Source organism: Variovorax sp. RTB1, assembly GCF_035018765.1.
Lineage (GTDB): Bacteria > Pseudomonadota > Gammaproteobacteria > Burkholderiales > Burkholderiaceae_C > Variovorax.
Map to the genome: position 1 here is coordinate 1 of NZ_JASJXG010000062.1, position 25,175 is coordinate 25,175.

At 60.8% G+C, this 25,175-nt stretch carries 20 protein-coding genes; 10 read left to right on the plus strand and 10 right to left on the minus strand.

Translation table 11 applies throughout. From position 1 onward, the window contains the following. The coding region (locus tag QN397_RS23970; RefSeq protein WP_323502111.1) for a hypothetical protein at positions 1-307 on the plus strand (307 nt) is incomplete at its 5' end. Positions 308-328: 21 nt separating this feature from the next. On the opposite strand, the gene QN397_RS23975 is transcribed toward QN397_RS23970, so the two are convergent. Continuing rightward, positions 329-856 (minus strand): hypothetical protein, encoded by a 528-nt coding sequence (locus QN397_RS23975; protein WP_323502112.1) that lies wholly within the window; start codon positions 854-856, stop codon positions 329-331. Between the two features lie 128 nt (positions 857-984). Between QN397_RS23975 and QN397_RS23980 the strand changes: the two genes are divergently transcribed. Then, positions 985-1,728 carry a hypothetical protein gene (locus QN397_RS23980; protein WP_323502114.1) on the plus strand — a complete coding sequence of 248 codons (744 nt, stop codon included), beginning with the start codon at positions 985-987 and terminating at the stop codon, positions 1,726-1,728. Between the two features lie 192 nt (positions 1,729-1,920). On the opposite strand, the gene QN397_RS23985 is transcribed toward QN397_RS23980, so the two are convergent. Further along, positions 1,921-2,196, minus strand: coding sequence for a hypothetical protein (locus tag QN397_RS23985; protein WP_323502115.1), 276 nt, complete (start codon positions 2,194-2,196; stop codon positions 1,921-1,923). 321 nt (positions 2,197-2,517) lie between these two features. Here QN397_RS23985 and QN397_RS23990 point away from each other — a divergent pair, with 321 nt between their 5' ends. Then, the gene (locus QN397_RS23990) at positions 2,518-3,045 is read left to right on the plus strand and encodes a DUF2726 domain-containing protein (RefSeq protein ID WP_323502116.1); all 528 of its coding nucleotides are present in this window, start codon (positions 2,518-2,520) and stop codon (positions 3,043-3,045) included. Positions 3,046-3,237: 192 nt separating this feature from the next. Beyond that, complete coding sequence (locus QN397_RS23995) at positions 3,238-4,341, plus strand: site-specific integrase (protein WP_323502118.1); 1,104 nt, start codon at positions 3,238-3,240, stop codon at positions 4,339-4,341. A gap of 107 nt (positions 4,342-4,448) precedes the next feature. Here QN397_RS23995 and QN397_RS24000 read toward each other — a convergent pair whose 3' ends face one another. The 6 genes from QN397_RS24000 to QN397_RS24025 form a co-directional block, all read right to left on the minus strand. Further along, the gene (locus tag QN397_RS24000) at positions 4,449-6,083 is read right to left on the minus strand and encodes a Fic family protein (RefSeq protein ID WP_323502119.1); all 1,635 of its coding nucleotides are present in this window, start codon (positions 6,081-6,083) and stop codon (positions 4,449-4,451) included. A gap of 444 nt (positions 6,084-6,527) precedes the next feature. Next, positions 6,528-6,821 carry an exodeoxyribonuclease VII small subunit gene (xseB, locus tag QN397_RS24005; RefSeq protein ID WP_323502121.1) on the minus strand — a complete coding sequence of 98 codons (294 nt, stop codon included), beginning with the start codon at positions 6,819-6,821 and terminating at the stop codon, positions 6,528-6,530. 10 nt (positions 6,822-6,831) lie between these two features. Then, entirely contained in the window at positions 6,832-8,655 is a 1,824-nt protein-coding gene (xseA, locus tag QN397_RS24010; protein ID WP_323502122.1) for an exodeoxyribonuclease VII large subunit, read from the minus strand. Between the two features lie 278 nt (positions 8,656-8,933). Then, complete coding sequence (locus QN397_RS24015) at positions 8,934-9,530, minus strand: hypothetical protein (RefSeq protein ID WP_323502123.1); 597 nt, start codon at positions 9,528-9,530, stop codon at positions 8,934-8,936. 55 nt (positions 9,531-9,585) lie between these two features. Then, the gene (locus tag QN397_RS24020) at positions 9,586-10,221 is read right to left on the minus strand and encodes a GmrSD restriction endonuclease domain-containing protein (RefSeq protein WP_323502124.1); all 636 of its coding nucleotides are present in this window, start codon (positions 10,219-10,221) and stop codon (positions 9,586-9,588) included. Positions 10,222-10,431: 210 nt separating this feature from the next. After that, positions 10,432-10,776 carry a hypothetical protein gene (locus QN397_RS24025; RefSeq protein WP_323502125.1) on the minus strand — a complete coding sequence of 115 codons (345 nt, stop codon included), beginning with the start codon at positions 10,774-10,776 and terminating at the stop codon, positions 10,432-10,434. Positions 10,777-12,281: 1,505 nt separating this feature from the next. Between QN397_RS24025 and QN397_RS24030 the strand changes: the two genes are divergently transcribed. The 4 genes from QN397_RS24030 (at position 12,282) to QN397_RS24045 (ending at position 18,241) form a co-directional block, all read left to right on the plus strand. Beyond that, positions 12,282-13,415, plus strand: coding sequence for a hypothetical protein (locus tag QN397_RS24030; protein ID WP_323502126.1), 1,134 nt, complete (start codon positions 12,282-12,284; stop codon positions 13,413-13,415). A gap of 10 nt (positions 13,416-13,425) precedes the next feature. Beyond that, positions 13,426-13,893: a hypothetical protein gene (locus QN397_RS24035; RefSeq protein WP_323502127.1), complete on the plus strand. Its 468-nt coding sequence runs from the start codon at positions 13,426-13,428 to the stop codon at positions 13,891-13,893. A gap of 1,064 nt (positions 13,894-14,957) precedes the next feature. Further along, positions 14,958-16,739 carry a hypothetical protein gene (locus QN397_RS24040; protein ID WP_323502129.1) on the plus strand — a complete coding sequence of 594 codons (1,782 nt, stop codon included), beginning with the start codon at positions 14,958-14,960 and terminating at the stop codon, positions 16,737-16,739. 383 nt (positions 16,740-17,122) lie between these two features. Beyond that, positions 17,123-18,241 (plus strand): phage integrase family protein, encoded by a 1,119-nt coding sequence (locus QN397_RS24045; protein WP_323502130.1) that lies wholly within the window; start codon positions 17,123-17,125, stop codon positions 18,239-18,241. A 142-nt stretch (positions 18,242-18,383) separates the two neighbouring features. On the opposite strand, the gene QN397_RS24050 is transcribed toward QN397_RS24045, so the two are convergent. Next, a complete protein-coding gene (locus QN397_RS24050; protein WP_323502131.1) occupies positions 18,384-19,463 on the minus strand; it encodes a ParB/RepB/Spo0J family partition protein in 1,080 nt (359 codons plus the stop codon). 134 nt (positions 19,464-19,597) lie between these two features. Then, on the minus strand, positions 19,598-20,842 hold the full coding sequence (locus QN397_RS24055; RefSeq protein ID WP_323502132.1) for an AAA family ATPase: 1,245 nt from the start codon (positions 20,840-20,842) through the stop codon (positions 19,598-19,600). 519 nt (positions 20,843-21,361) lie between these two features. On the opposite strand from QN397_RS24055, the gene QN397_RS24060 reads away from it, so the two are divergent. Both QN397_RS24060 and QN397_RS24065 read left to right on the plus strand, forming a co-directional pair. Beyond that, on the plus strand, positions 21,362-22,708 hold the full coding sequence (locus QN397_RS24060; protein ID WP_323502133.1) for a replication initiation protein: 1,347 nt from the start codon (positions 21,362-21,364) through the stop codon (positions 22,706-22,708). An 809-nt stretch (positions 22,709-23,517) separates the two neighbouring features. Beyond that, positions 23,518-23,886, plus strand: coding sequence for a hypothetical protein (locus QN397_RS24065; protein WP_323502134.1), 369 nt, complete (start codon positions 23,518-23,520; stop codon positions 23,884-23,886). Positions 23,887-25,175: the final 1,289 nt, after the last annotated feature.

The window sequence follows — 25,175 nt, forward strand, 5'->3', positions numbered from 1 at the left end:
CGCCGTGCCGGTCACGTTCGCCGGAATGGCGGTCACGTTGCCGGAATCACCGGTCACGTTCGACCGGAATACTCAGCTGGACAAAGAAACGAGACGGCTCCGTGCGCAGGTGGCCCGCCTGGAGGCCAAGGCCGAGCAACTCAAGCGCGGCGACGCACAGGTGCTCTCCATGCCCGCCACAGGAAAAACAGCCAGCACAGCTACCGCAGCCACGAAGGCGCCCGCTCCTGTTTCAACTGCAGAAGGCCAGACACCCCCGCGGTTTGTGACCATCGATCTCGGCGCTCCAACCGGAGGAAGGCCGTGAAACTGTTGCGTGTCGACTGCCTTAGTCTTTGTTCATGATTTCTCTGGCCGCCTGAAGCACGAGCCCGCGCCAACCGGCAAGGCCCGGGTCAACCTGGTACTTCAGACGAACGATTTCCTTGGCCTGGCGCTCGACTTCGGGGGACAGCACGATGCTCCGTAAGCCGATGCGCCTTTGCGGCTGGCGATTTCGAGCTGACCCGACCACCGAGCGAGACGCCTCTGCAACGCGGTCCTGTTCCTTCAACCGAGCAAGCCGTGCCTCATGCTCAGCTTTGAGCTTTCCAATGAGCTCAACGGTGTTGGTCTCCAGCTGCAAGCGCTCTTCGGCGGTGAGGCGACGTTCGGTAGATGTGTACGAGGCGTTACGGGTCTTTGAGGTCCAGCCGAACAGCTTGCCGCAGCACTGCGACCCATAAAGCTGAAGCTTGCCGTCCAGGTCGACCAGGTGGATAGCTTTGTAGACCGCGTGATTGCAACCGGGAGCCTGGCAGCGAATGCGATGGTCGCGCTCAACCCCGACAACTCCCAAAAGCAAAGGCTCAGCCATGAAAAGGTCTCCTGCAGGGCATGTGCGCCAGTGTAAAACGGCCGCCAACCAAACGAGCTACCGCAAGAGCGCTGTCGCGGCTGACCGCCGCTCTATAGTCCACCCTTCTTCGATTCGGATCGCTTCACATGCCTGCGCACAGACTACTGACGGCGGCCGGCTTGTTGGCCTTTGCTGCTTTTGCCGCTCAGGCCCAAGTCGACTTAAAGACGATTCAACTGCCCAGGAGCTACGCCGGCGATTCGCCTGAAGCTGTTGTCGAAGCGTTATCCAAGAGCATTTTCAGCAAGGACCCATTCGAGAACGACGCGACGTACGCGCAGCGGGTGAAGGCGCTAGGGCCGACCTTGGTTTTCGAACAACGCACGCTCGCCGGTCCATTCGTATTCAAGCCGCCGGAAGGCTCTGTCCGGTTTTCATATGACGCGAACCGCGAGGTCTGGACGTACAGGCTAGGGCTTCCACCCGTAGGAAACATATATGGAACCCAGGGCATCAAGGTCTTCGAACGATCTGCCAAGGCGTACGAATATCCAGCGATTGCCGAGATCTATGCAAGTCGCGGGAAATTCGTGACGCAAACAAATGTGATCTACCTTCAGATGGACAAGGCCAAGGCACAAGCCGCTATTTCTGGTCAGTTCAAGTCGAAGCCGATCGAAGCGAAGGGCTTGGACGGCTGGCTGGCCATCGCTGTGTTCGGGCATGTGTTGCCGCCGTACACGAGCGAGGGCACCAAGTATGCGAACGGTCCCGACGACCATGTCGTCGAGCACTTCAAGAGCATCCGTTTCGTACAAGACGGCGTCTGGGTCTTTGATAAGCGAACCGGCGAGGTCTACTCGAAGACTTGGGAATTCAAGCGCAACTAGTTCGCAAGAGCGCGCAACGATCCCAAGTTTTGATGCCTTGGGACCCGACAGTGCGCCCAGCCATCGTTTTTTAGCTCCCCAACGAGCTCGTATGGTCAGGCCAAAAACCCAACGCTTCGAGTACGACGGACAGGCTCAGGCAGTTAGGAGTTGCGGCGCGATATGCCTTTGCGGCGCCTGCGTCGTACGCCCTTACCGCTCTGCGCGCGTCATGGTGTGCGCGACCACCCAGCCGTCCATGACAGTCTCCATCGCGATGATCGACACGCGGTCGCGCAAAGGGAGGTTGGTAGCTACCTCTTGTGAGAACACGGCCCAAGCGCGGGATCTGCCGTTGCTCGATACCGTGCCGCGCTCGAAATTCCACAAGCCGGATTTGAGTTCGACGTCATTGTCGAGATAGTCGATCAACGCGACAGCGGCGGGACCGGCAGCGCGGAATTCAGAAACAGTGTCAAAAGCGTACATGCTCCAGAGCGTGCCCCGCGCGTACGCATGATGGGGTCAGAGTTCGGGCCGCAGTCTGTTAGGACGAGGCGCTGGTGATCGCCCTGGCAAGAATGCGCTCAGGCGCTGTGCCGTGGCTCGGACCGAACGAATCCTGGCCACCTAAGGGCGCCGGCTTTTCTGGCACAAAGGACCGGAACGAAATCATCTGTTCCCGTAATGTACTATCAGTGCGAATAAATACGTGCTCGAGCCCACAGGTCGAGCTGGATGCGGATACAAACGTCCCATATCCAGCACCGAATCAGAAGGAACTGGCTACTAAACCCGGAGTTGATCGCCATGTCTAAACACGCCCTTTTGCTCTTCTCCTTTGTCCTGGGGATAGGCGTGCTCGCCCTCGTCGTTGCCGCCGTCGGCAAGGGCGCGAGCGCAGGCAGCTTTAAAGCCAAGCCCCTGCTGACCGCCAACGAACTGGAGTTCCTTGGCCGTCTCGAAGCTGCAGCGCCCGAACTGCGCATGCTGGCGCAGGTCTCCATGGGTGCACTCATGCAACCCGCTGTCGCCAGCAGCAACCGCAAGGCCTACATGTCACAGCGCGGCCGCATCGCGCAAAAGGTGGTCGACTTCGTCGCGATGGAGCGCTCGACCGGCAAGGTCATCGCCCTCATCGAGCTCGACGACCGCACGCACGTGGCCAGCAAAGACACGGCCCGCGATGCGATGACGGCAAGCGCCGGCTACCGCACGTTGCGGTTCGAGTCGCGCGCCAAGCCCGACACAGCGCAGATCCGTGCAGCGCTCTACCCTCCCCCGCCCGTGGAGCCTGTGGCCGCCACCGGGCGACACCGCGCGCGGCCGGCAGCGTAGAGCAGCGATCGAAACAAAAGCAGAAACAAAGTCAGAAACAAATTCAGGAGCAAACATGGGATTGCGCACTTACCAATGACCCGCACGAGCGCCCGAGTCCAAGCGCGACCCTCGCCAGTCCTACTGCCTACGCCGCCAGTCGCTGGCCGGCCGTGGCTGACTGCCCCCGCGGTGGCGCATGAGCACTGGCTGATGACCGATCGCAGCTGGGCGCCGCGCGTTCCCAACGCCGCAGACGCAACTGCCACAGGTGCCCTCGACTTCGACACCTCGGAGCGGGAGTACGCCCCGCACAGCCTGCGGCTCTACCTTTCTCTCTGGCGCGTTTTCTGCGCCTACATCGCCGGCAAGCGGTTGCGCCTGGACCAGGTGCGAAGCATGCACATCCATGCCTTTCTGGACCAGCTGTCCGGACGCAAGCCCGGGCAGCCCGCATCCGTGCGCACGCGGCGTACGTACCTTGCGGAAATCGACCGCGTGTACCGCCACCTTGTGCTCGATGTCAGGATCTTGGCGGCCAATCCCGCCACGCCGGTGCTCGAGCACGCCAGGCGCCACCATGTCATCAGGAACGAGCCGGCGATCGCACGGCCGGGCTTTCTTGCGGCCTATGAACGCGCGGCTGCCCTGCTGTACCGGGAGGAACTCGCGCGCTCCCCCGGGAGCTGGGAACCGTCACGCAATCTGGCCATGCGCCTGGTCGCCTCGCAGTGCGGTCTCACGCTCAAAGAGCTGTGCAAGCTGATCCCTGCGAACGTCACGCCTCGCGCGGACGGCAACGTCGAGATCCACGCGCCCGGCCATCGCCTGATCCTGACGCGCCGGCTCCTGGGCACTGCGCGCCTGGCTGACGCGCTCGCGCTCTGGAAAGAGCAGCGCGACACCCTCACCATCGAGCGTTCAGCAGCTGGCGGGCGCGGGCCTGTGCGCCTGTTCCTGACCGCTCCGGAAGGTCGCCCACGCTTGGGCGGCGAGCACACAACCGCCGGCGGGACGACCCGGCGGGTGGGACGCACGCCGATCGCCGAGAACGTTGCAGAGCGAGTCATTGGCGAATGCGTGAAGCGCACCGCCGCGGACACCGGCGTGCCGGCTTATTTCAATGGGCCGCGCTTCGTGCGCACGGCGTTCGCCGCGCAGTTGCTCTACGAGGGCGTGCCCGACGCGGACATCGGCAACCGCCTCGGACTGCGCACCATGTTCACGGTCGCGGGCATCAAGGCACGCATGGGCGCCTTCACGCCCAGGCCCCGAGCGGCTGGTGCGCAGGGGTCGACGCGACCACCGATTCGGTAGTTGCGGACGTTGCGAGCCGAAAGGCATGCCGCTTGCGCGCCGAGCTGCAGCGTGCTCTTTAGCGTGTTCGGTTCGGTCTCGGGCGGCCAAGCGTCACCGAATCACGCTCAACCGCGCGGCCCGATCGACCTTTGCGGCTCGTCGTCCTCAGCCTGGGCGTCCTCAGCCCGCGCATCTGTCGCCATCCCCACACTTCGCGCAACGAATGACGCAAACGGCCTGATGTCGCTCCGGCCGCTTGCCGCATCCAGCGCCGCCATGTACTGGTCTCGATGTTCAAGGCGCAGCACCGTCCAAGGGAAGCCGCCCGAGGCCAGCATCGCGTTCATGATGAAGCGGCCAAGCCGACCGTTGCCGTCCGTGTAGGGATGGATGAACACGAACATGAAGTGACCCAGCACCGCGCGCACAGCGGCCAAGGGCTCGTCGCGCAGCAGCTCGAAAAGCACGGGCATCATCTCGCGAACGGCTTCCCGCGGCGGCGGCACATGGTGCGCGTTACGGATGTACACCTGATTGCCGCGGTAGCCCGCAAGTTCGCTGCCGGCCAGAAGCCCGGCGGTGACGCTAGGTGCGAACATCGCTCGGAACCAGGCGCCATGATCCTGCCTGAGAACATCGCCGGCGTTTGCGCCGACCAGATTCTTGCGTATGGACTCTTTGACCTCGTTGTGCGCCAGCCAGTAGCCGTGCGCAGCCATCGCATCTCTGGACTGCCTGTCCTGCACGTGGGTGTCCTCGTTCCAATCCCCGCTCGCCACACGACGGATCAGCTCCGGGGTCACTCTGTAGCCTTCAATGGACAGCGAGTGGTAGGCATCGCTGACGTAGACGTCTTCGACCGCTTGCATGAAGGCGGCGACGTCGACTGGCTTTCCTGGCTCTCCCTGTGGGAAAGCACTCGCTACGTCATCGCGCATCGAGTCCCACATCAGCCTCAATCTGGAAACATAAGGGGACTCTGAGCGGTCGCCCGGAACAACCCTAAGGGGACCTGCGAACGGGTTCGACTCTGTGATCTGATTGCCCAAGGCACGCATGAACCCAACTACGTCCTCGGCGATCGCTACTCGGCCGACCGCGCGGAAAGCGCCGGCGAGGCGGCCAGCGATGGTGCTGTGATTGCCCGCCGCGAGCAGGCGATTGAGCTCGGACGCATCACCCACTGATAGCAGCGCGACTTGTGCGTCCTCAGCAGACGCCCGGAAAAAGTTCTCAGGGACTTTCAGGAGTGCCTGTGCCAGCGTCATCGTACGAAGACTGCCGACGATGTCCCGACGGTCTGGCTCGGGGAAGTCTCTGGCTTGATAGTCCATCAGCGAGAAACCATTCGGCAAGTCCAGCACACTGTTTTTACCCAGCGGGGAGTGGACGACAACTTGCTGGGGCAGCAAGGTTGTGCCGGCATGCAGTCTCAGCGAATACTCCGCCGACATGCACCAGTCGGCGCCGAACCTGGCGTTGCAATAAACCGCAATGAAGTCCTTCATCCCGGCAGTCCAGGGGGCCGTGTCACCCGCCCTGGCCAACGGGCCGGAGGACATGTACCAACCATGGATCACCCGCTGAAGAAATCCCGCACTTAACAAGGCTTCGCGGTCTTTACGCGAGAACTCGCTCGTTTTGAAAACGCGGACGCCGGGTTCTTGCAGGACTCCAAGTGCCCTCAAGGCGGCAACTAGCCGGCTTTGCGCCGGCGTAGCTTTGCGAGCGCTCGCCGCGGGCTTGCCTTCAGTCGCCATGTGCACGCCTTGCTCGTTTGGATCTCCGAGCGATGATAAGCCGACTGCTAGGTTTTCTTGTATTGCGACTGCTAGGCTTTGGTGTTTTGTTCACGCTAGCGATCGACGCGCGGTATCCGCCTTTGTTGTCAATCGCGCAGGCCGCGAACAACGACGGTGCCGCCTCGGCAATAAGGAGGGCATGGAAGCCTATGGTCCGCGACAAGCCAGGCGATCCGGACCGCAAGAGCACAGGGCAAGAACCCGTTAAACCGCAATGACGCCGGCCCCGGCTATGGAGTCTGCTAGCCCCGAAGTTCCCAGCGAATTTTTTTGTTGCATCAGGCAGTCCTAGCCAAAAACAATTAAATCTGCATAAAAACGTTTACGAGAAGGCCGTTTCGCATAGGAACGTTCCCGCAGAACTTGAAAAGACCGAGCATGTTTGGCTACTTATGCTGCCGGTCAACCCTGCGGCGCTGAAGTGGTACCCGCCAGCGCTTCCTTGAGCGCCTGTTCGACGGCATCGATGCGACTTTTGCAAAACTCGTAAGCCGCGGCCGATTCCCTGACGATCGGGAGCAGCTCGTCGAGGTCTGGCTCGTCCTGGTCCCGCAAATGCTGTGCATGCCGCTGCAGCACGGCATAGGCCTCGCGGTACGTCCTTGGCTCCGTAGTTTGTTCGGCCGGTTGTTTCGTGTTTTGTTCCGTGCTTTGTTCCATGTTTCGTGCCGTGCTTTGTTCTGTCTTTTGTTCCATGGATCGTTCCTCACTTTGTTTCATCGGAAGGGGTCTGCTCGCAAGGCGTCGTGACACGTGCGCCCATTGACCCGTCCCTGAACTGGATCTCGAGCGGCCTGTTCGCTGCCTGGTGCACGCTGGTAATGGTTGTGCCGTCCTCGGCCCGCACGATGGCAAAGCCGCGGTTCAGTGTCTTGCTCGGCCCCTGCCCGGCTATTTCGCGCATGAGGCTCTGTGCGCCTTTCCTTGCACGGGACACGGCCCCCTCGGCGCGCTCGCCGATGGCGGCCATCTGGGTGTGGGTCTGGGTGCGCGCACGCTGGGATAGCGCACCTGCGCGCTCGTGAATCGTTGCGCGTGCAATGTCGGTCGCGGCACGGGCGGCGCCGACCTTGGCGATGGCCATGGCCTGGATCTCGACCAGGCGCTCCGGCACGCGCTGGCGCGCCGTCGAAACCTGATGGGTGGCCAGGCTGCGGACCTCGGTCACCGCGGCGAGCGCACGGCGCGAGGCGTCACTCACATCCTGGAGCGCCTGAACCTTGATCGCGGACATTGCGTCCCCCGCGCCCTGGCGCGCGCGGGCCACGGTGTCTCGTGCGTCGGCCCCGACTCCGGCATGCGCCTGTTCAACGCCCGCGCGGGCATCGCGCAGCGCTCGCGCGGCCAGGCTCGTGATCGCCTCCCAGGCCTCCTTGGCCTTCCCCGCACGTGCAGCGATCCGCTGCTCGATGGCGGCGATCACCTTGCTCGGTGTGTCAAAGCGCGAGTGCGCCACCTCGTCGGCCAGCGTGTTGTCGCGCTCATGGCCAATGCCGGTGAGGACAGGGACCTGCTGGTCGCAGATGAAGCGAGCGAGTGCGTAGTCGTTGAGCCACGCCAGGTCGTTCACTGCGCCGCCGCCACGGATCACAACCAGCGCGTCGGGCAGCTCGCCGGCGGCCGCGCACTCGGCCATGCCATCCGTGAGCGCGGCGACGATCTCGCGCGGCGCGCCCTCGCCCTGGAAACGGCTGTGCACGTGGATGAAGCGGCAAAGGCCGGCGGCGGCCAGGCGGTCGGATTCCTTCCGAAAGTCGCCAAGGCCAGCCGCCTCATGCGGCGCGACAACCACCACCAGATTGAAGTCCCAGGGCGCCGGCAACTGCTTGTTGCGATCGAATACGCCCTCGGCCTGAAGCCGTGCGCGGACCTCTTTCTTCTTCGCCTCAAGGTCGCCGAGCGTGTAGTCGGAATCGATGGCGTCGATCTCCAGGCTCAAGCCGAACTGCGGCTTGAAAGACGGCTTGGCGCGCACGAGGAGCTTGATGCCGGCTGCGAGACTCACGCCCGTGGCTCGTTCGAACACGGGAAGGATTCGGCCAGCGGTAGTTGCCCAGATCGTGGCACTGGCCTTGGCCACTACATGTCCCGTGTCGGCAGTGCGCTCGGCCAGTTCGAGGAAGACGTGGCCGTTGCTCAGCTTGACGTTCATGACCTCCACCATCGTCCAGACACCGGTGGCGAAGGCCTGCGAGACCGCCGTGGCCACGCCGCCGAGCAGACGGGAAAGAGGGATGCCTTTGGCGGCCGCTCGCAGTTCAGTTCCGGTTCCAGTTCCAGTGCCAGCGGACTCGGGGCGTGCCAGGTCGAGGCGTGGGGGCGCCGCCGGCACAAGCTCCGTTGCGGGCCTCACCTGACGCAGGGAAGGCAGCGATGCCGCGCCCTCGGGCATCCATTTTTTAAAGGGCACAAGGTCGACGCCGGCGGGCACGTACCAGCGCCTCGCACCGTCGTAGTCGAAGACGGCGCCCAGTGTCTTTGCGACGTCCTTCTCCTTGTAGGGGACGTTCAGATAGTGGCGGTCATCCATGACGGCAGGTGTCGGGGTTCAGGTGATTCACGCACGTCGGGCAGGTTGGGCCGGTCACGCAGGTCAGGCAAGTCGCAGGCAAGCGAGGGGATGCATCGCAGCATTTTCACACTGCCCAATGAGCGTGCCCAATGAACGAGCAGCGTGCGTCATTACACGCGCTCGGAGGCGGTTGACTTTCCTTTCGCGCGAGGGGTTCCTGTGCTCCCGCGTTCAATACGACCACGATGTCGGTGCGGTGCGGCCAGCTTTTGCCGTGCCGCAAAGGCAGCTTGCTCTCAGGCCCGCGGGCCGGCTTCGCCCTTGCCATACACATCCGCCAGGTCATCATCGGACGTGTCGAATCCGTTCTGTTCCAGCGTGGCTTGAACAGGTTCCGATTCGATGAGCTGGGTCCGCTGCGAGGGCGTCATGAGTTTCCAGGCTTGCCGAAGTGCATCCTGCAAGTCGCCTACCGAATGATCGGACTCACCCGTGTCGACCCCATGGCGGTCCGCGGCATCGAAGAGCTTTTGCAAGTGCGCCTCTGGCGGACCCTCGCCGTCGCCATCCTCCCCGACTGGCACCTTGCCGGCTGCGTGCCCGACCTGGTTGCCCTTCGCGTCGGTAGCCGATACTTCGACGACCTGCGCGGTGAAGCGCGCGAACTTCACCTCGAAGTCCACCTTCGTGGAGTACATGCCTTTCGCGTCGTTCGGCAGGACGAAAACGGCACGCTTCCAGTGCCCGTCACCGGAGGACTCCCAGCCGTTCGCTGCCTCCACGCAGACGCCTGTACGCGCATTCGGGTCGCCGAAAACGTAAGCCTCGTAGGCCTCATTGGCCTCATTGGCCAGCGTCTCTTGCACCTTCATCTGGGCGTAGGTCATCGACATTTAGCGTCCTTGTGCTCGGATAGTTTTGGGATAAAGCTTGCGTGGTTTCGCGGGATCAACCGGGCCGAGGCGCTTCGCCTTGTGGGTCCAGGACTTCCGCGTCATGCCACGTGGCCCGGTCCGACTCGGCATGAGGCGTCCCGGAGAAATTCATCAGATCGTAGAGCGATCGCAATCGCTGCTCGTCGCGATCGCGCACAGTGCCGCAGGAAAAGATGGTGTTTTCAAACCTGCGCCGGTCCCGCGCCAAGACCTCCGCCCAGAGCGTCGGAACACCCGTGTTGTCCGGCACGGAAAGCCGGTTGGTAACGTACAGCTCGAGCGAGGTCAGGCGTTGCTGGCCTTCGATGACGCAGTTCGAAAGGTATGCGTACTCGACGCCGTCGGCCTCCGCTGCCCCTGCTGCACCCGCTGCGCCCGAACTGGCCGGTCCGACCTCGAGCTCGAGCTCGGTAAGAACGTAGTTGCCCAAGTGCACGCCCGTCCATGCGCTTGTGATGAAGCGTCGTGACTGTTCCTCGGTCCATTCAAACTTGCGCTGCCACGGAGCCAGGGGCAGTCCCATGATGAACCGCTCGGCCCACGGGTATTCCTGGCGCGCCCTGGCACTTTCGAAGGTAAGCTGTTGCGCTCGGTCGAAAATTGAACCACACGGAATGTCGTTGACCCAGGGGCCGGCATTGGTAATCATTGCTAGCGTTGGGTTCGGGAGGTGACGTATGGCTCAACCCAATGTCGGCATGTGGGTCAGATATGAGCCGGCGCCAACACCGTGAATTCACTGCTACGGGAAGGCCACCGCGGTGACCTTTCGTCATTGGGTGAATGCTTTGTACTGCCGCCCCACTCGATCATGTTCACCAGAACGACGCACAGGTACAGAACAATGATCCTGAAAGATTTATTCGCGACCGCCCTGGTGCGCGTAGGAACGGTAGTGGACCGCGCTCAGCTCGATCTCCTTGATCGTCGGCAGCCCGTGGATCACGTTGGTGGCCACCTCTTCCTTGGTCAGGCTCTTGGCTTCGTTCGCCTCGAGCCTCGATAGGATTTTGCTGTCGTCCAGTTCGGCCGCCTTGACCCCCTTCTGGCCCAAGGCCCGGATCATGGCTGCCCACTGCTTGGGAGGCGCCTTGGCCTGGCCTTGCTGCCGAAGAAGCTGAACCAACCTGGACTCGAACGCTGGCGCCTGACCGTTGGGTGCCCGGTTCAGGTAGCAATAGTGGTCGCCCTTGGAATTAATCATTCTGTTCAGTCATACTGTTGCGGAGGTATCCACCTTCGGCGGCAGTATAGGTTCATGTGCACGAAACGGCTCGGATTTGCGAGGCTCCGGGCACCGCGCGTCGCCATCGGCAGCTCCAGACGAATCGAGCTCTGCGCGCATGGCGATGTCAGAGCTGTCGGCGGACCCGTTGACCTTGGTCTGTCCAGGTTCGGCCTGACCTCTGCTGAGCGCCGACCGCGCGCCCAGGCGGCTGCACGGGCGATGCATGGTGGATGCATGGTCGATGCACCGTCGATCTGTCGACCATTGCCATGCAAGCATCGGGCGTAGGCCAGCACCGGGGCGCACACAGGCCATCTGCCGTAGACGCATGGTCGATATACAGGCTGTGCATGGTCGGTCCATCAACCATCGCCGTTCAAGCAACAGGCGTAGGCCAGAACCGGACCACGACCAAGCATTGGCCGCATTCGGATGGTCGATGCACGGGCTTTGTAAGGTCGGTCCATCAACCATCGCCGCTCGATCTGCCGCGTACAGCATGCCGCGTCCCGCACCGACCAATCGCCGTGCAGGCATGGTCGCTGCATGGGCGATGCACTGTCGGTCTTTCGACCATTGCCGTTCAAGCATGAGACGAAGGCCGGCATCGGAGCACACAGAAGCACTGGCTGCATTCGCATGGTCGATGCACAAACTGTGCATGGTCGGTTTATCCACCACTGACATTCAAACATCGGGCGCAGGGCGCACAGGCCATCTGCCGTAGACGCATGGTCGCTGCATGGGCGATGCACTGTCGGTCTTTCGACCATCGCCGTTCAAGCATGAGACGAAGGCCGGCATCGGAGCACAGAGAAGCACTGGCTGCATTCGCATGGTCGATGCACAAACTGTGCATGGTCGGTTTATCAACCATCGCCGCTCAAGCATCGGGCGAAGGTAGGTATCGTTTCGCTACGACCAATCGCCGTAGACGCATGGTCGATGCACGGTCTATGCATGGTCGGTCCATCAACCATTGCCGGTCGATCTCCCGCGTACAGCAAGCCACATCCCGCACCGACCAATCGCCATGGAAGCATGGTCGCTGCATGGGTGATGCGCGGTCGATCTATCAACCATCGCCGTTCAGGCATTGGGCGAAGGCCGGCATCTGAGCACAAACAGCATTGGCTGCATTCGCCTGGTCGTTGCGCGGGCTGTGCATGGTCGGTCCATCGACCATTGCCGTTCAAGCATTGGCGACGGCCAGCACCGTCTCGCACACCAGCATTGACCGACGATGCATGGTCGATACACAGTCGCTGCACAGTCGGTCCATCGACCAATGCCGTTCGTGCATGGGGCGAAGGCCGGCACCGGCGCACACACAGGCATTAGCCGCATTCGTATGGTCGATGCTTGGGATGCGCATGGTCGGTCCATCCACCATCGCCTTGTCATTGACGGCGGGAGCTTTCGGGGTCTATTATTGGTTCGCCTAGAGATACTGTCGCGGACCAACTTAAAGAATGAAGCTCATGAACACCCGATCCGGCTCCGTCGAGCCACAGTCAAAGCCGGTCACGGCTGCCATCGACCTGGGCTACGGCCTGACCAAATACACGCGGCGAACGCTGCTGCCCGATGGCAGCTACGCCGTCGAGTACGACCTTTTCCCCTCGATCGCCCTGGGCGTCGACCGCCGGCGCTTCGAGGTCGAGAGCAAGACGTCGGCGAACGTGAAGATGGTCAGCTACAAGGGCGAGAGCTACGTGGTGGGCCCGGACATCGTCCAGCGCATCGCCTCCCAGGGAGACTTCGGCCGGGATCTCTCCGATGACTACTACAACAGCCCGATTTACCACGCGCTGATGCGTGGCGCCCTCTCCTTCATGCAAGAGGACCACATCGACGTGCTGGTCCTGGGCCTGCCAGTCAGCCACTTCCAGGATCCCGCCAAGCCCGCGGCTTTGAAGCAGGCCTACACGGGCAAGATCGATCTGGACGGCACGCATTCGGTCCAGATCGACCGCGTGGTCGTGCGTCCACAGCCGCTGGGCGGCTTTTACGGCGTGGATCGCCACATCGATGCCATCAACGATGTGATCCGTGCGCACCCCCAGTCCGGTCTGGTACCGCTCAAGAGCTGGGACGACCTCCTTGAACTCACTGTGCTGTGTGTCGATCCGGGTGAGTTCACCCTCGACTGGCTTCTGGTCAACCACGGCGCGGCCAACGCGGACGTCTCCGGCGCCGCGGGCGATGCTGGTCGCCACCGCATCCTGAACACGGCCAAGGAACACCTGGAAGTGACGCTCAAGCGCCGCATCGCGCCGGCGAATCTTCAGCGCCTGAACGACTCGCTGCGCACTGGCAGCGCCTTCAAGCTCGACGGCAAGGTCGTCGACCTGGCCGAGGACGGCTTGAAGCGAGCCATCGTGCGGGCTGTCGACAGTCCGGTTGCCATTCTCATGAGCGGCCTGAAAGGCTCCAAGGACGTGATCGATCTGGTGCTGATGGTGGGCGGTCACCCTGCCCTCTACGCCGAAGCGATCAGAAAGCATATGCCCGACATGCCCATCTTCACGCCGCCGCACTCGGTCTTCAGCAACGTCGAGGGTCTGCAGCTGATCGCCGAGCAGATCGCTGCGCTCGAGACCGTTCCAGCTTGAAGGGGCGCACATGCGAACAGACCACTACATAGACGTCCGGATCCGCATCCACCGCGCCGAGAGTCCTGCGCTCTACGCGCGCATCGACGAAGTCATCGAGCGCTCGCCCCGCGCGGCGGCCGCCACCATCCGCCGCCTGGCGGACCTGGGTGTGATGGTGGAGCAAGGACGACTGAGTTCGGGGGTTCCGCGCGCGGTCGTGACAAGAGTCTTGGCAGTGCCGCAAGCTATTGCCGCACGAGTCCCGGCCGACACAGCGCGCGAACGAACGCACGAACTCGTAGCGCATCAGGCGGCAGAGAGTGCTGAGCTGGCGATGCCCGCCTCGCCACCAGCGTCCAACGTCGCACTCGTTCCACAGGCGAACGCTGCTGCTACGGACATTGCGACCGGAGCCGAGCAGGCGCCGCGGCCGCCCCCTCGTCGGAACGATGGACCCTCACGCGCGGTCAACGTGAACCTGCTCACTGGGGATTAGTGAATAGTGCGCCATTTGCGGCATCCAAACTGATCCATAGCAGTGCTATGGATCAGTTTGGATGCCCGATATAGATCACTAACGGTGTTCAGTCAGCCGATGTCGCGCCGAGGACTGGATTACTCAAACTGCTTCATAGCAGTGCTATGGAGCAGTTTGAGTGCCCGTTATGGTCCAGTAACTTGCCCGACGCAGTGCGTGTTCGAGCTGGAAACCCCGAATGACTTCGCGCGCGTGTCTGGGCCATCGTCAGGTTCGAGCCCTGCGCTCCGACTCGGCTCGCTCGATCAAGGCAGTCGATCGGATCCGTTCAGTGCGGTGTTCAGGAGCAGCGCTGATCTCAGATTGACGCCGATTTCAGCGATTGGAGACGCCACGACGGGTCTGCAGATCTCGTCGGCACGTCGACGGCTGGCGACCGCCTCCGATGCCTTAGTGCTTCACTTCGCTGACTCAAATTGCTCCATAGCAGTGCTATGGAGCAATTGGGGTAACTCAATGCTTCATAAGCAATGCTATGGAGCAGTTAGGGGTAACTCTAACTGCTCCATAAGCCGTGCTATGGAGCAGTTCGGGGTAACTCAAATGCTTCATAAGCACTGCTATGGAGCAGTTGGGGGTAACGGAGCACTCGAGGCACTTTTCAGCCTGCACGCTGTGGGTCAAACGACAGCGCGAGCCACCATAAATCGCATCGCAGCCGCGTCCAATGCGGTTGACTATCAATTCAACGCGGACTGGGTCATAAGCCAACATGCCGTTTTGAAACAGTTATATCTCTTTTGGGTGGAAACGCGCTGGATTCGAGGTCCATGCCCGAAATCGAACCACGGTCGATGCACTGTCCATGCTCCGTCCCCCGCCCGATTCGGCTGGCACTCAGAGCCCATGCAGGTCTGGTGCACCTACCTTGCGCCACTTACCGGCCTGGTCGAACGCTCGAAACGAACCCGCTCGTTGCGCCCTTTTCACGTACCCCCCTGACCCCTTAGCCCATGACTTCCAACACCATGAACACCTTCAACGAAGCTCCCGGCCAGATCCCGCCGCAACCGATCGAGCCTTTGCCCGACCAGCTGTCGCCGCCAGTCATTGCCGAACCACACCTTGGTTCACCCGATCCGCTTTTCGGGATCGAGTCCCTGCCCGCCCACGTTCAGGACGCTGATCACGATCACGATCCGGATCACGTCCAGGACCCATCAGCCCGCCTTCACTCTGTCCATTCCGATCCGCTGCTTGCCGCCATCGCCGCCTACCCGATGGCCGAAGCCAACCGCAGAGCCGGCGCCATTCCGGTCGAGCTCCTCCCCGTTCCAGACATGGACGGCGAAGAACTGGGCTTCGAAGAAGAGCCGACGATGGATCCGGAAAACCTGGCCGACTTGATGTTCGCCATGCCGAGACCCGACTCGCACGCATTCGAATCGGCTGATGGGCTTGGAGATGACGCAGTTGTTCAACGCCTTGTTGACGCCGCACCTTCGACGGCGGCCCAGACCTTGAGCGAATGGAAGAAGAAAAGCCTCGCACCCGTCAGCGAGAGGACGGCCGCTTTCTATTACCGGTGCGTGGTGACAGTGGCCACCGAAGCCGGTCGACGCTGGAACGCCGATCCCCACTATGAGGCGAGCCCTGAGGACATTGCCTATCTGGCCGTTGGTCAGGCCGCCGAGATGATGCTTGCCTCCGGCATACGCAGCGATCCAACCAAGCGGACTTACCGAGCCGCTTTGCTCTGGGCCTGCGCCAATCCGGATGTCATCCGGCCTGGTCCCGAAGTCGACCGCGCGATTGCACTGCTTCACGCCTTCAGGCCAACAAAGGCGCCTGCCGCAATCTCACTGCGCAAGGTCCGCGCCAAAGGCCGGTTCATTCCCGAGACCGATCTGTCGAGCCTCCTTCACGCGCTGATGTCCGGCAGGCAGACCCAGGAAAGGTGGGGCACGAAGACCATCGCCTGGCTCAACGCGGGGATCGCGAGCGGCGCCAGACCCGGCGAATGGGAGGACGCACACTGGCTTGAACGCGACGTCGGGATCCTTCGGCTGCCGAACCTGAAGCTCAAAAAGCACGTCCCCTTCGTCAAGGACTGGCTTCGCGTGCCGCGGCGACTTCTGACAGAGGCGGGTGCCTCGCTCGAAGCCATGGCTGAGGCCGAAGGTGATGACGATGCGATGCGCGAGTTCCGACAGCGGCGCGAGCTTCTGGAAGAAGACCGGACCCCGCGCGCCGTTGAACGCTCGGTCGAGCGTTCGGCTTTCTACGAACGCGCCATCGCCGGCGCAACCGATGCCCAGACGATCGAATCATTGATACGGCTGCGCGCCTGGGAGCTGCGCAATGGCGAGCTGGCCTGGCGCGACATCGTGGTCGCGCCAGGTTGGCGCGGAGACGTCCAGTCGCACATGGCACAGATCGGCATCTACTGTGATCAGGGGCCTGAGCACACTTTTGAGCGCTACTACGACAACTGCCGGCGCTCGATGCGCGTGGCCTCGTTGCTCGCATTCCCCGACGGGCGCCTTTACTCGCTGTACGACGCCCGCTCGACGGCAGCGGCAAACCTTCGCGCAGTGACCAGCGTGTCGGAGGCTGCGCAAACGATGGGGCATTACGCCGGCAACAACGGTCGCATCCTTCGCAAGAACTATGCGGGGGCTGCATACGCATTCGGCCGCAGCGGCAGGTACGCACCGCGCATGGCAGCGACCGAGAATCAGGTGAACTTCCAGGCGCTCAGCGAATTCAGCCGGCAAGCCCAAGGTACGAGTCCGGACGCCCCGGTCACAGGCGGTGGCCCGCCCGTCGACGGTGATGGTGCGATCGAAGGGCCATCGATGTGATCCGTCTCCTCAGCTTTTCTTGCTTCCCGATTTTTCCGTGACGAGCTGCGACCACAACACATCCAACCCATGCGACGGCGTTCGTCCGCGATAAGCCACGGCCACAAATCAGCTATCTCCTTAGGGAGACTGGTTCGCCTTACTAATAAGTACACGCACACGACCGGGGCGGCCCAAACATGCCGGAAGTGCGCGCCATGCGACCGCACCGTCCGTGCCTTCCGCTTCCTCGCCCTTTGGATCGTCTTTGCCTACTCGTCGCGCGGCCTGCCATGACCGCGGTTGGCAAATAAGTGTGTGGTGACAACGACTTAGGTTCGATGCACTCCTATCCCCCCCATATGACGTCGCTTTTTCGCTATCATGATAACGCCGGATAAGCCATGAAACGCCCTGCCAAGCCCCCCAATCCCCCGCGTGAGCTCACGCGGGAGCATTTCGCGTTCATGCGGGCCGTGGCGCAGGGCCTGGACGAACGAGCGAGCTGGGAGCGCCACATGGCTGGGCCCGGTGACCGCGCAGATAGCCGGAATATCCGAAGGGATGTAGGGCTCATCCGCGACGCATTCGCCGCTGCAGCCAGGCGCGAGGGCCGGCCCGGCACCGCTCGCCTTGTGCTGATCGATCCACGCCAGGTTGCCGACTCCCCTGCCCTGCCCTCTCTTGATGAATTCGCCCGCGAGCGAGGGCTCGAGGACTTCAGTGAGCAGGAGCAAGCCGAAGCATTTGCTGAGGCATTCGGCCCGGCAGACGTTGGCCGCGCGGAACACGCGAAACAATCACGACGTGGGCGCCTGGTGTCGCATCAGCTCGAGGCCCTTCGATGGCTCGAGCATCGCGTCGTGCAAGATCCCGCGCCGGAAGACGCCCTCGCCTTCTGGCTGCCGCCGGCACTGGTCGAAAAGTTGGCCCGATTCCAGATCGCAACTGTGCAGCAGCTCTACCTGCACATCGACGCGCGTGGCTTTCACTGGTTCCGCAAGATCCAAGGCGTTGGGGTCAGCAAGGCAGCGAAGGTAGTGGCCTGGTTCCGGGCCAACGAAGTGGCGCTCGGCCTTCGCCTTGGCCCTCATGTGCTGGCGGCACCCAGCGAACTCTGCGAGAACGATCGCGATGGGGTCGTTCTGCCCGCCACCGGACTGGTCCCTTTGGAGAAGCTCTTGCTTCCCGAGAAGTACGGTGGTGCCGCCCTCCTCGAGCAGGTGGATGAATGGATCAATAGCCAACGCGCAGCGCCGACCCAGCGGGCATATCGGCAATGTGCTGAACGGCTTTTGCTGTGGGCGACGCTTGTGCGCGAGCGCGCTCTTCGGGAACTAGGGCCCGAGGACCTCGAGGCATGGCTGGAATTTCTCGCAGCGCCGCCTGCGGGCTGGACTGGGCCGCGCGGCGGGCGGAGATGGTCTAAAGCTTGGCGGCCGATGGAGCGGGCAATGTCGGATCGGGAGCGGGGCAGGGCGCAGCGCATTGTCCGATCGCTGCTGAGGTCGACTTGCTCTTGAGCAACCATTGCTGGTTTCGCCTAGCGGCCAAGGGCCAGGTGGTTCTTTGTGGCAAACCTTTCATTCTCACGAGGTGACAGGACAACGAACCGCTACTGCCTTGCCTTGCCTCGCCTTGCCTCGCATCGCCTCAAAAGACCGTTCATGCCTTGGGGCTCAGCAGGTCGTCTAACAATTTGAGGAGCTTCTCGCGCTGCGCTAAATCCATCGGAGATTCGAAGCTAAGTAGGCCGCGGCCCTTCCGGTCGAAGGCAAGACGTGCAACAAGTTGGCCGCTGGCATCTTTCCACTCAACATCTTTCTTCTGAGCTTTGGGTGCGGCGTCTGGCGCTTCGGTCAACATTGCAAATACTGCGGCAGGCGCCAACCTAACCTCTCGCATTGTCAATTCGCGCGACATCTCAAGCAAGCGTTCCGGGTCCCTTTGATGGGCGTCGCGCAGCGGAGATGCCCATCGAAACTGTAGATTTAACGGAGACCCGAAAGCACGCACTACGTCTTCAGGTAGCTTCGCCAAGGCCAGGGCGCGGCTGATATTGCCCACGTCACGGTCGATCGCTGCAGCCATTTGTTTGGCCGACGGAAATAGACCCAACTCCAAGGCACGCTGGTACATAACGCCTTGCTCCCAGGCCGATAGGTCTTCTCGCTCGCGGTTTTCGCGCTCCATTTGAACGAACAAATCAGCGTCGCCCATATCCTGTTGAATCATCGACAAGACCGGCAGGCCGAGTTCGAGACACGCGCGATGTCGACGATGGCCAAAGATGATTTCCCACTGCGCTGCACCCCCGGGGCTACCTGGCAGAGGGCGCACCTTAATCGGTTGCACATTCCCGCCAGCTTTTGCGATTTCATCTCGAAGACGGGCAAAGGCAACGGTCTCGAAATGTGACTTGTCGCGATTGGCCCACTTCGAGGGCAGAATCTTTGCCGGGTCAATCAGCCGAGTTATGTCCGCGCCTTCGAAGGAACGGAAGCTTTCTCGCAACTGAATTACTTCTTTATGCACTTCGGACTGTTCCGCCATAAAGGTCAGCATAGATCCGGGGCCCGTCTTAGGCGACGCCGCGTTGATACGAGCGTCACTGGAAACTGAGTTTTCACTATCGGGCTTTTGGTCAGGGCGTGATGCAAACTCAGAGGTCGAAGCGACCGCTCGCACTGAAGGTAGATTCGCTGTCACGCTCAGGGCGCGCCGAATCAAGTCTTTGTTTGCCATTCAACTGACTCCCTGGGGTGATATTTCATTGGCCGCAACTGAACTGTGAATTTGCCGGTGAACCTGGCAAGACGAGAGTGTTGTACCGTACAACCCCCTAGACCGAGTCAGCCGGCGGACGAAGGTATCGGAGCTCATATCTCTTGAGGTGCAGGGGTTGTACCGTACAACCCCCCCTCTCCGGAAGTCTGCAGTTGACGCGACCACGCGTTGCGGATTGAGACCTCAATGTGCTGAACGAACAAGTCATAGGCATCTCTTGCGCGCTTGTACGTCTTATCCTTGGCGTCGCCCGGCTCACTGTCATACACCGTACCGAAGCCAGACGACTTTTGCGACGCAACCGACGTTCTAGGAATTTCTAAGGGGAGGACCTTTTCCTTGTACGTAGCGGTAATCCACTCGCGAACAGCATCCGCGGTCGTCGAAGCGCCTCGACCAGCTTTTGGCGGTACACGCGATAGCAAAATGTTGATGAAGTCGTAGCTCTTGGTCCGGCCTCGAGCCTCCAACATAGATTCAGTAACATCTGAGAATAGCGACCAGAACTGAGTGGACGAAGCAAAGTCAAGCGTTTCCGGCGGCAACGGCATGATGATGCCGTTAGCTGCCATAAGTGCATTGAGCGTCAAATAGGACAGGGCAGGGGGACTGTCAATGATGATGACATCGTAGTCCGCCCTTACATCGTCAATGCCGAGGTCAAGGACCCGATAGAACTCGAAGCCCTTTGTCCCTTCCCTACTTTGACGATTGGGGAGCATAAACTCTGCATCAAAGAGAGAGGAGGCCGATGGAACCAAATCGAGGCCATCCCAGTAGGTGTTGCGGATAAGGGAGCGAACACTCGTCAACGATCCGTCGGCGAGTGCCATGAGGGTGTCCGACTGTTTGATTTCGACATCCGGAAGGATTCCAAACAGAGTCGTAAGGGAAGCTTGCGGATCGGTGTCTATCACCAGCACCTTATGACCCATCAGCGACAGGCCCTGCGCTAAGGTCATGGCCGTCGTAGTCTTGGTCGTACCACCCTTGAAATTTGCTATCGATATGGTGATCGCTTCTGCTCCCTCCGGGCGCAGGATGTCCTTTCGGTAATCACGAACCCATTGCCGGGTTTCCGCCAGATCAAAAACACGTTTGCGGCCGTTAGATACCAACGTCCCTGACGGCATATCCTTTCGGCTGGCGATGCGGTGCGCAAACGAGCCGCGAGAAGATGCCTCGCATAGGGTTGCTACTTGATCGGCACTAAACGACGGCGCCAGCTTGCGGACCATCGGGGCAAGCATCGCCGACCGAATGCTGGCCAACATGTCCGCCGCTTCTTCGGCTTGCTGGTGAACACCAGCCAATGTAATCTGCGGTCGAATTTCCATAGGTGGTCCAGTTAGTGTCTGTGGCGCTGATTGTGCGTGCTGGACGAATTCAGAGCAAACGGTCGCGGTTCCGTCCAAAGCCTTTGCGAAGAGCACTGAAAAAGCTCCAACGCTGAAGGCTCTGGTATTTATAGAAGTCTGTTTCCTTAAATTCCTTTACTCCTTTAAGGCGCTATTCCTCAAGGAAATCAACGACTTAGATGGCTTTTTGGAGCAAGTTCGGTTGAAAGTGGAGCTTTTGCGGTGCCCGCCGGAGTGGACACAGTGATATGTGGCGTTCCACCAGTGGGGAAGCGGAGATCCTCCAGTTGGCCATCCACAGGCCTGTTTAGCCGGACCGCACCAGGTTTTTACCTCTGCGTCGGCCATCAAGTGGAGCTTTCCCAGTGAGTGCAGCTCATCGCGAGCCACAGAAAGCTGCGTTGAAGCGGAGCTTTTACAGTGATTGAAGGTTGGACGGTGCGCTGTGGCGAGTGAATTGGTGTTTCACGTCAGGGCTCACTCGGCTACATTGTGCGCATGTCTTCCCATGCACTGCCTTTGGTTTCAACCGCTGCACGCAGCGCAGCGCTGCTGCTAAAGCCGGTCTTCTCGCTTGCTCTCGTACCGCAGAACAACAAAATAACTGCGTTGGGACGACGCACCTGGAATGTGTTGCTTCACATTGCACAGGATCAGGGGCTCGAGCGTGAAACGTTTCGAGCTGCGTTGACCGACATTGTGAAAGGGCTGGACTACAACTCGGGAGATATGACGATCATCAAGTCTCACCTGCGTTCGATGGTCGCCACTTTGGTCGAGTGGCAGTCTCCCACCGCGGGGGAGTGGCAAACCTGGGATGTTTGCGGCATGTTGTCACACGCCAAGCTCGTGAAGGAGCGTGGTCAGATTTGGGTCGAGTGGTCCTACGCGGTCAACATGCGACACGAACTTCTGGACCCGGAGATCTTTGCAAAGCTGTCGCTCGAAGTCATTTCTCAGCTTGGCTCGCATCCGTCCGTCGCCCTTTATGAAATCTGTTCCCGATATCTGGGAGTCGGCCAGACAGCCCGAAAAGCATGGTCCTGGTGGCGACCGGTATTGCTTGGGCGACCGGATGATGAGCGGTTGCAACGGCTGGAGTACCGCATCTTTAAGCGCGATACGCTGCGTCCAGCACTGGCCGAAATCAATGCGCTGGCGGACATCGACATCGAAATGCTGGAGTTCAAATCGGGACGCTTCGTTTCCGATTTGCAGTTCACCGTGCGCAAGAAGCCGCAGCGGGTGCTGGCGCTTCAGCAGCGCTCGGCTTCTGAGCCTGTAGACGTCGGCGTATTGGCGAGTGCCGCGCGATTGGGCATCGACCACGTCCGCATCGAACGCCTGATCGACGAATTCGGAGACGCCGCGGTTGCGACGGGTCTCGAGGCCGTCCAAAAGCGTGCAACCAGCGCGTTTCCTGAGCCACTTCGAGATCCGCTACGTTATTTGAAGAGTGTGTTGCCGGGGCATGCCGCAGCACAAGTAGAAGTCGTCAAAAAGATAGATGCTGCCAAACTCGCTGAACTCACGACTGGTCCTTCTAGCGAACGCCTCGCACAGTGGGAAAAGAAATGGCTAGCCGAACGCATCGAGATGTTAATCACAGAAATATCAGGCTTGGCGAGTGAGCGACAAGCGGAATTGGTTCGTGACCTTCGGGAATCGCTCGTACAGCGAAACGCCCACCCTGCGTTAATCCAACGCTTGTCTGGCAAGGGGTGGTCACACCCCATGGTCCGTCATGAGATGGTGAGCTTTTACGCGACTGGTGCCTACGGCAGCGGCTGGGACAAGCCGAGCGACAAGGATCTCCTGGTTGTCGCCGCACAATCCCGTCAATAGCGGCGCCGAAGCGTCAGCCGGAGGAAAACGACACTCCTCACTTTATAAGCATTGTTCCGCTTATTGTTCCACCGAGAAACAATAGTCGATACAAAGCGCTGAACGCCAGAGCGGTCAAGGATCTATCGCGAGCTGCCGGAACTAGGCCCCGAGGTCACTCGGTTGCTGATCCGGGCAAACGAAATCCCCCCGATACGGAGGCCCGCTCGGTCTGCACCGCCAAAAACGTCACGCCTGCACAAGCGCGGATAGCGCAAACGGAGGAACGCCAGACATCGATTGCTCCTTATTTTCTTTGTCTATAGAAAAAGGATCCCTGGCCGTCGACAAGCGCCCGTTCTCTGCGATCCATCTGTTCCGTGAGCAAACATGGTCTCAGAAGAACAGATCTGGGAAGGAACTTGCGCTTCGAGGGGCGAGCGGCCCCAAAAGTTTAGGCGGCTGACGAGCATCCGGTACGCAAGCCAAGTCGCGGCAAGCGCATCGCCACGCAGCAATGCTCACCACGGAGCAATGATCGAGATGGAAGGCTGATTGGTCTGGGCGGCCAAGGAGGTCGCACCCGTAGCTGCCCGGACAGCGCAAACCAGGTCCGCCCGCCACCGATTGCTCCTTATTTTCTTTGTCTATAGAAAAAGCACCCCTGGCCGACGACAGCCGCCCGATCTGCCCGACCACGCAGTTCCGTGACGATAGGTGGTCTCAAGAGAACCGATTTAGCGGAGAACTGACTCTTCGCAGGGCGGGCGGCCCGAAAGCTGTGAGCGGTCAACCTGCACTTGGTGCGCCGGCCAGGCCGGGCAATCGGATTGTTCCGCAACCTGGCTGACCACGGTACATTGATCGATATGGAGGCCCTCTCGGTCTGCACCGCCAAGGGCGTCACTGCTGCACAAGCGCAGATAGCGCCAACGAAAGAACGAAGGTACGCCCCCGCCGATTGCTCCTTATTTTCTTTGTCTATAGAAAAAGGAACCCTGGCCGTCGCCAAGCGCCCGTTCTCTCCGATCCCTCTGTTCCGTGACCCGATATGGTCTCAGAAGAACCGATTTGGAAAGGAACTTGCGCTTCAAGGGACGAGCGGCCCAAAAGGTGTGATCGGCCAACATTCATTTGGTATGTCAGCCACGCCGCGGCAACCGCATTGTTCCGCCGCCGGTTTCACCTCGGAGCAATGATCGAGATGGAAGGCTGTTCGGTCTGGACCGCCAAGGAGGTCGCACCCGCAGTTGCCCGGACAGCGCAACCGAGGTCCGCCCGCCATCGATTACTCCTTATTTTCTTTGTCTATAGAAAAAGCACCCCTGGCCGACGACAGCCGCCCGATCGGTCCGACCACACAGTTCCATGACGATAGGTGGTCTCAAGAGAACCGATCTATAAGGGAACTGGCCCTTCAAAGGGCGAACGGCCTCGAAAGCAAGAATGGTTGTCCTGTTCGCACAGGAGGCGGTCGGAACAACTCGGCTGGCCCTGGCCTGTGGTCAGGTGGAAGGCGATGTGGAAACACGGCGAGCACAGCGGATGGCGTCCATTCGATGGTCAGCAGGAACAAAACGGGGAAAACGACCTGAGGCGTGCCTCGGAAGGCACAGCGTCGCTCGGCAGGTCTTTGTATCGCTTATTGTTTCTCGGTGAAACAATAAGCGATACAAAGACCTCTCAACTGCGCTTCCAAGGTCGTCGTGCAGAAAGCGCTGCGTGCGTTCGACCAGGGTCCGCGGCCAGCTCTTTGTTCCATGTATTGTTTCGCCACGAAACAATATGCGATACAAAGCGCCAGCTACGAGGAATGGCACAGCGGTCGATGGACTTCAAACGGACGGCGCTCGGGCTTCAGCGAACTGATGCGAGCGAGGACTTTGTATCGATTATTGTTTCACCATGAAACAATAATCGATACAAAGGGGCTGGTCGTCCATGGGCGAGACGGTGACACCGTGCAGCGCAGTCAACTGTGGGTGCGCCGGTTAAATATCCGCGGTGCGAGCAGAGGATTCGGTTATCGTCGCTTTTCTGGTTCGATAACGCCTACCAAAGCAGACCATACTAGATCCGATGTCGTTTACACCCCGATCAGCGGCGTTTCGCACGGCTGTTGCTGCTGCCCCCGCAGTGGCTGCAGCACGCGCAGTGGGATCAGCGCGTACCGGCGTGACATTCGATGAGCACCTGCCGGAGGAAGGGCTGACGAAACCGACGCATTTTCAAACGACAGACTGGTCGTCTCCGAGGCCACGGCAGGACGGATGGACCTGGATAGTGCGAAGGAGCAGTCAATTCACGAGGCAAGACAGGTGCTTGCTAATTATATGCTTCGCGGCAGCTGTAAGATGCGAGACAATCCTAATATGAGTGCGAATGATGAATCACCTGCGTCATCCTCGCGGCCGCCGCCGGTCGGTTTTCCGCCCGGTGGCGATGTGCCAGGGCAAGCCGAGGCTCTCAGCAGGGCAAAGGAGTTGCG

Coding starts and splice junctions, on each gene's coding strand:
- QN397_RS24000 (WP_323502119.1), bottom strand. CDS start 6,083: ATGGCGACTGAAGGCAAGCCCGCGGCGAGCGCTCGCAAAGCTACGCCG.
- QN397_RS24030 (WP_323502126.1), top strand. CDS start 12,282: ATGAACACCCGATCCGGCTCCGTCGAGCCACAGTCAAAGCCGGTCACG.
- QN397_RS23990 (WP_323502116.1), top strand. CDS start 2,518: ATGTCTAAACACGCCCTTTTGCTCTTCTCCTTTGTCCTGGGGATAGGC.
- QN397_RS24025 (WP_323502125.1), bottom strand. CDS start 10,776: ATGATTAATTCCAAGGGCGACCACTATTGCTACCTGAACCGGGCACCC.
- QN397_RS24015 (WP_323502123.1), bottom strand. CDS start 9,530: ATGTCGATGACCTACGCCCAGATGAAGGTGCAAGAGACGCTGGCCAAT.
- QN397_RS24045 (WP_323502130.1), top strand. CDS start 17,123: ATGAAACGCCCTGCCAAGCCCCCCAATCCCCCGCGTGAGCTCACGCGG.
- QN397_RS23980 (WP_323502114.1), top strand. CDS start 985: ATGCCTGCGCACAGACTACTGACGGCGGCCGGCTTGTTGGCCTTTGCT.
- xseB (WP_323502121.1), bottom strand. CDS start 6,821: ATGGAACAAAAGACAGAACAAAGCACGGCACGAAACATGGAACAAAGC.
- xseA (WP_323502122.1), bottom strand. CDS start 8,655: ATGGATGACCGCCACTATCTGAACGTCCCCTACAAGGAGAAGGACGTC.
- QN397_RS23975 (WP_323502112.1), bottom strand. CDS start 856: ATGGCTGAGCCTTTGCTTTTGGGAGTTGTCGGGGTTGAGCGCGACCAT.
- QN397_RS24050 (WP_323502131.1), bottom strand. CDS start 19,463: ATGGCAAACAAAGACTTGATTCGGCGCGCCCTGAGCGTGACAGCGAAT.
- QN397_RS24055 (WP_323502132.1), bottom strand. CDS start 20,842: ATGGAAATTCGACCGCAGATTACATTGGCTGGTGTTCACCAGCAAGCC.
- QN397_RS24035 (WP_323502127.1), top strand. CDS start 13,426: ATGCGAACAGACCACTACATAGACGTCCGGATCCGCATCCACCGCGCC.
- QN397_RS24060 (WP_323502133.1), top strand. CDS start 21,362: ATGTCTTCCCATGCACTGCCTTTGGTTTCAACCGCTGCACGCAGCGCA.
- QN397_RS24020 (WP_323502124.1), bottom strand. CDS start 10,221: ATGATTACCAATGCCGGCCCCTGGGTCAACGACATTCCGTGTGGTTCA.
- QN397_RS23995 (WP_323502118.1), top strand. CDS start 3,238: ATGACCGATCGCAGCTGGGCGCCGCGCGTTCCCAACGCCGCAGACGCA.
- QN397_RS23985 (WP_323502115.1), bottom strand. CDS start 2,196: ATGTACGCTTTTGACACTGTTTCTGAATTCCGCGCTGCCGGTCCCGCC.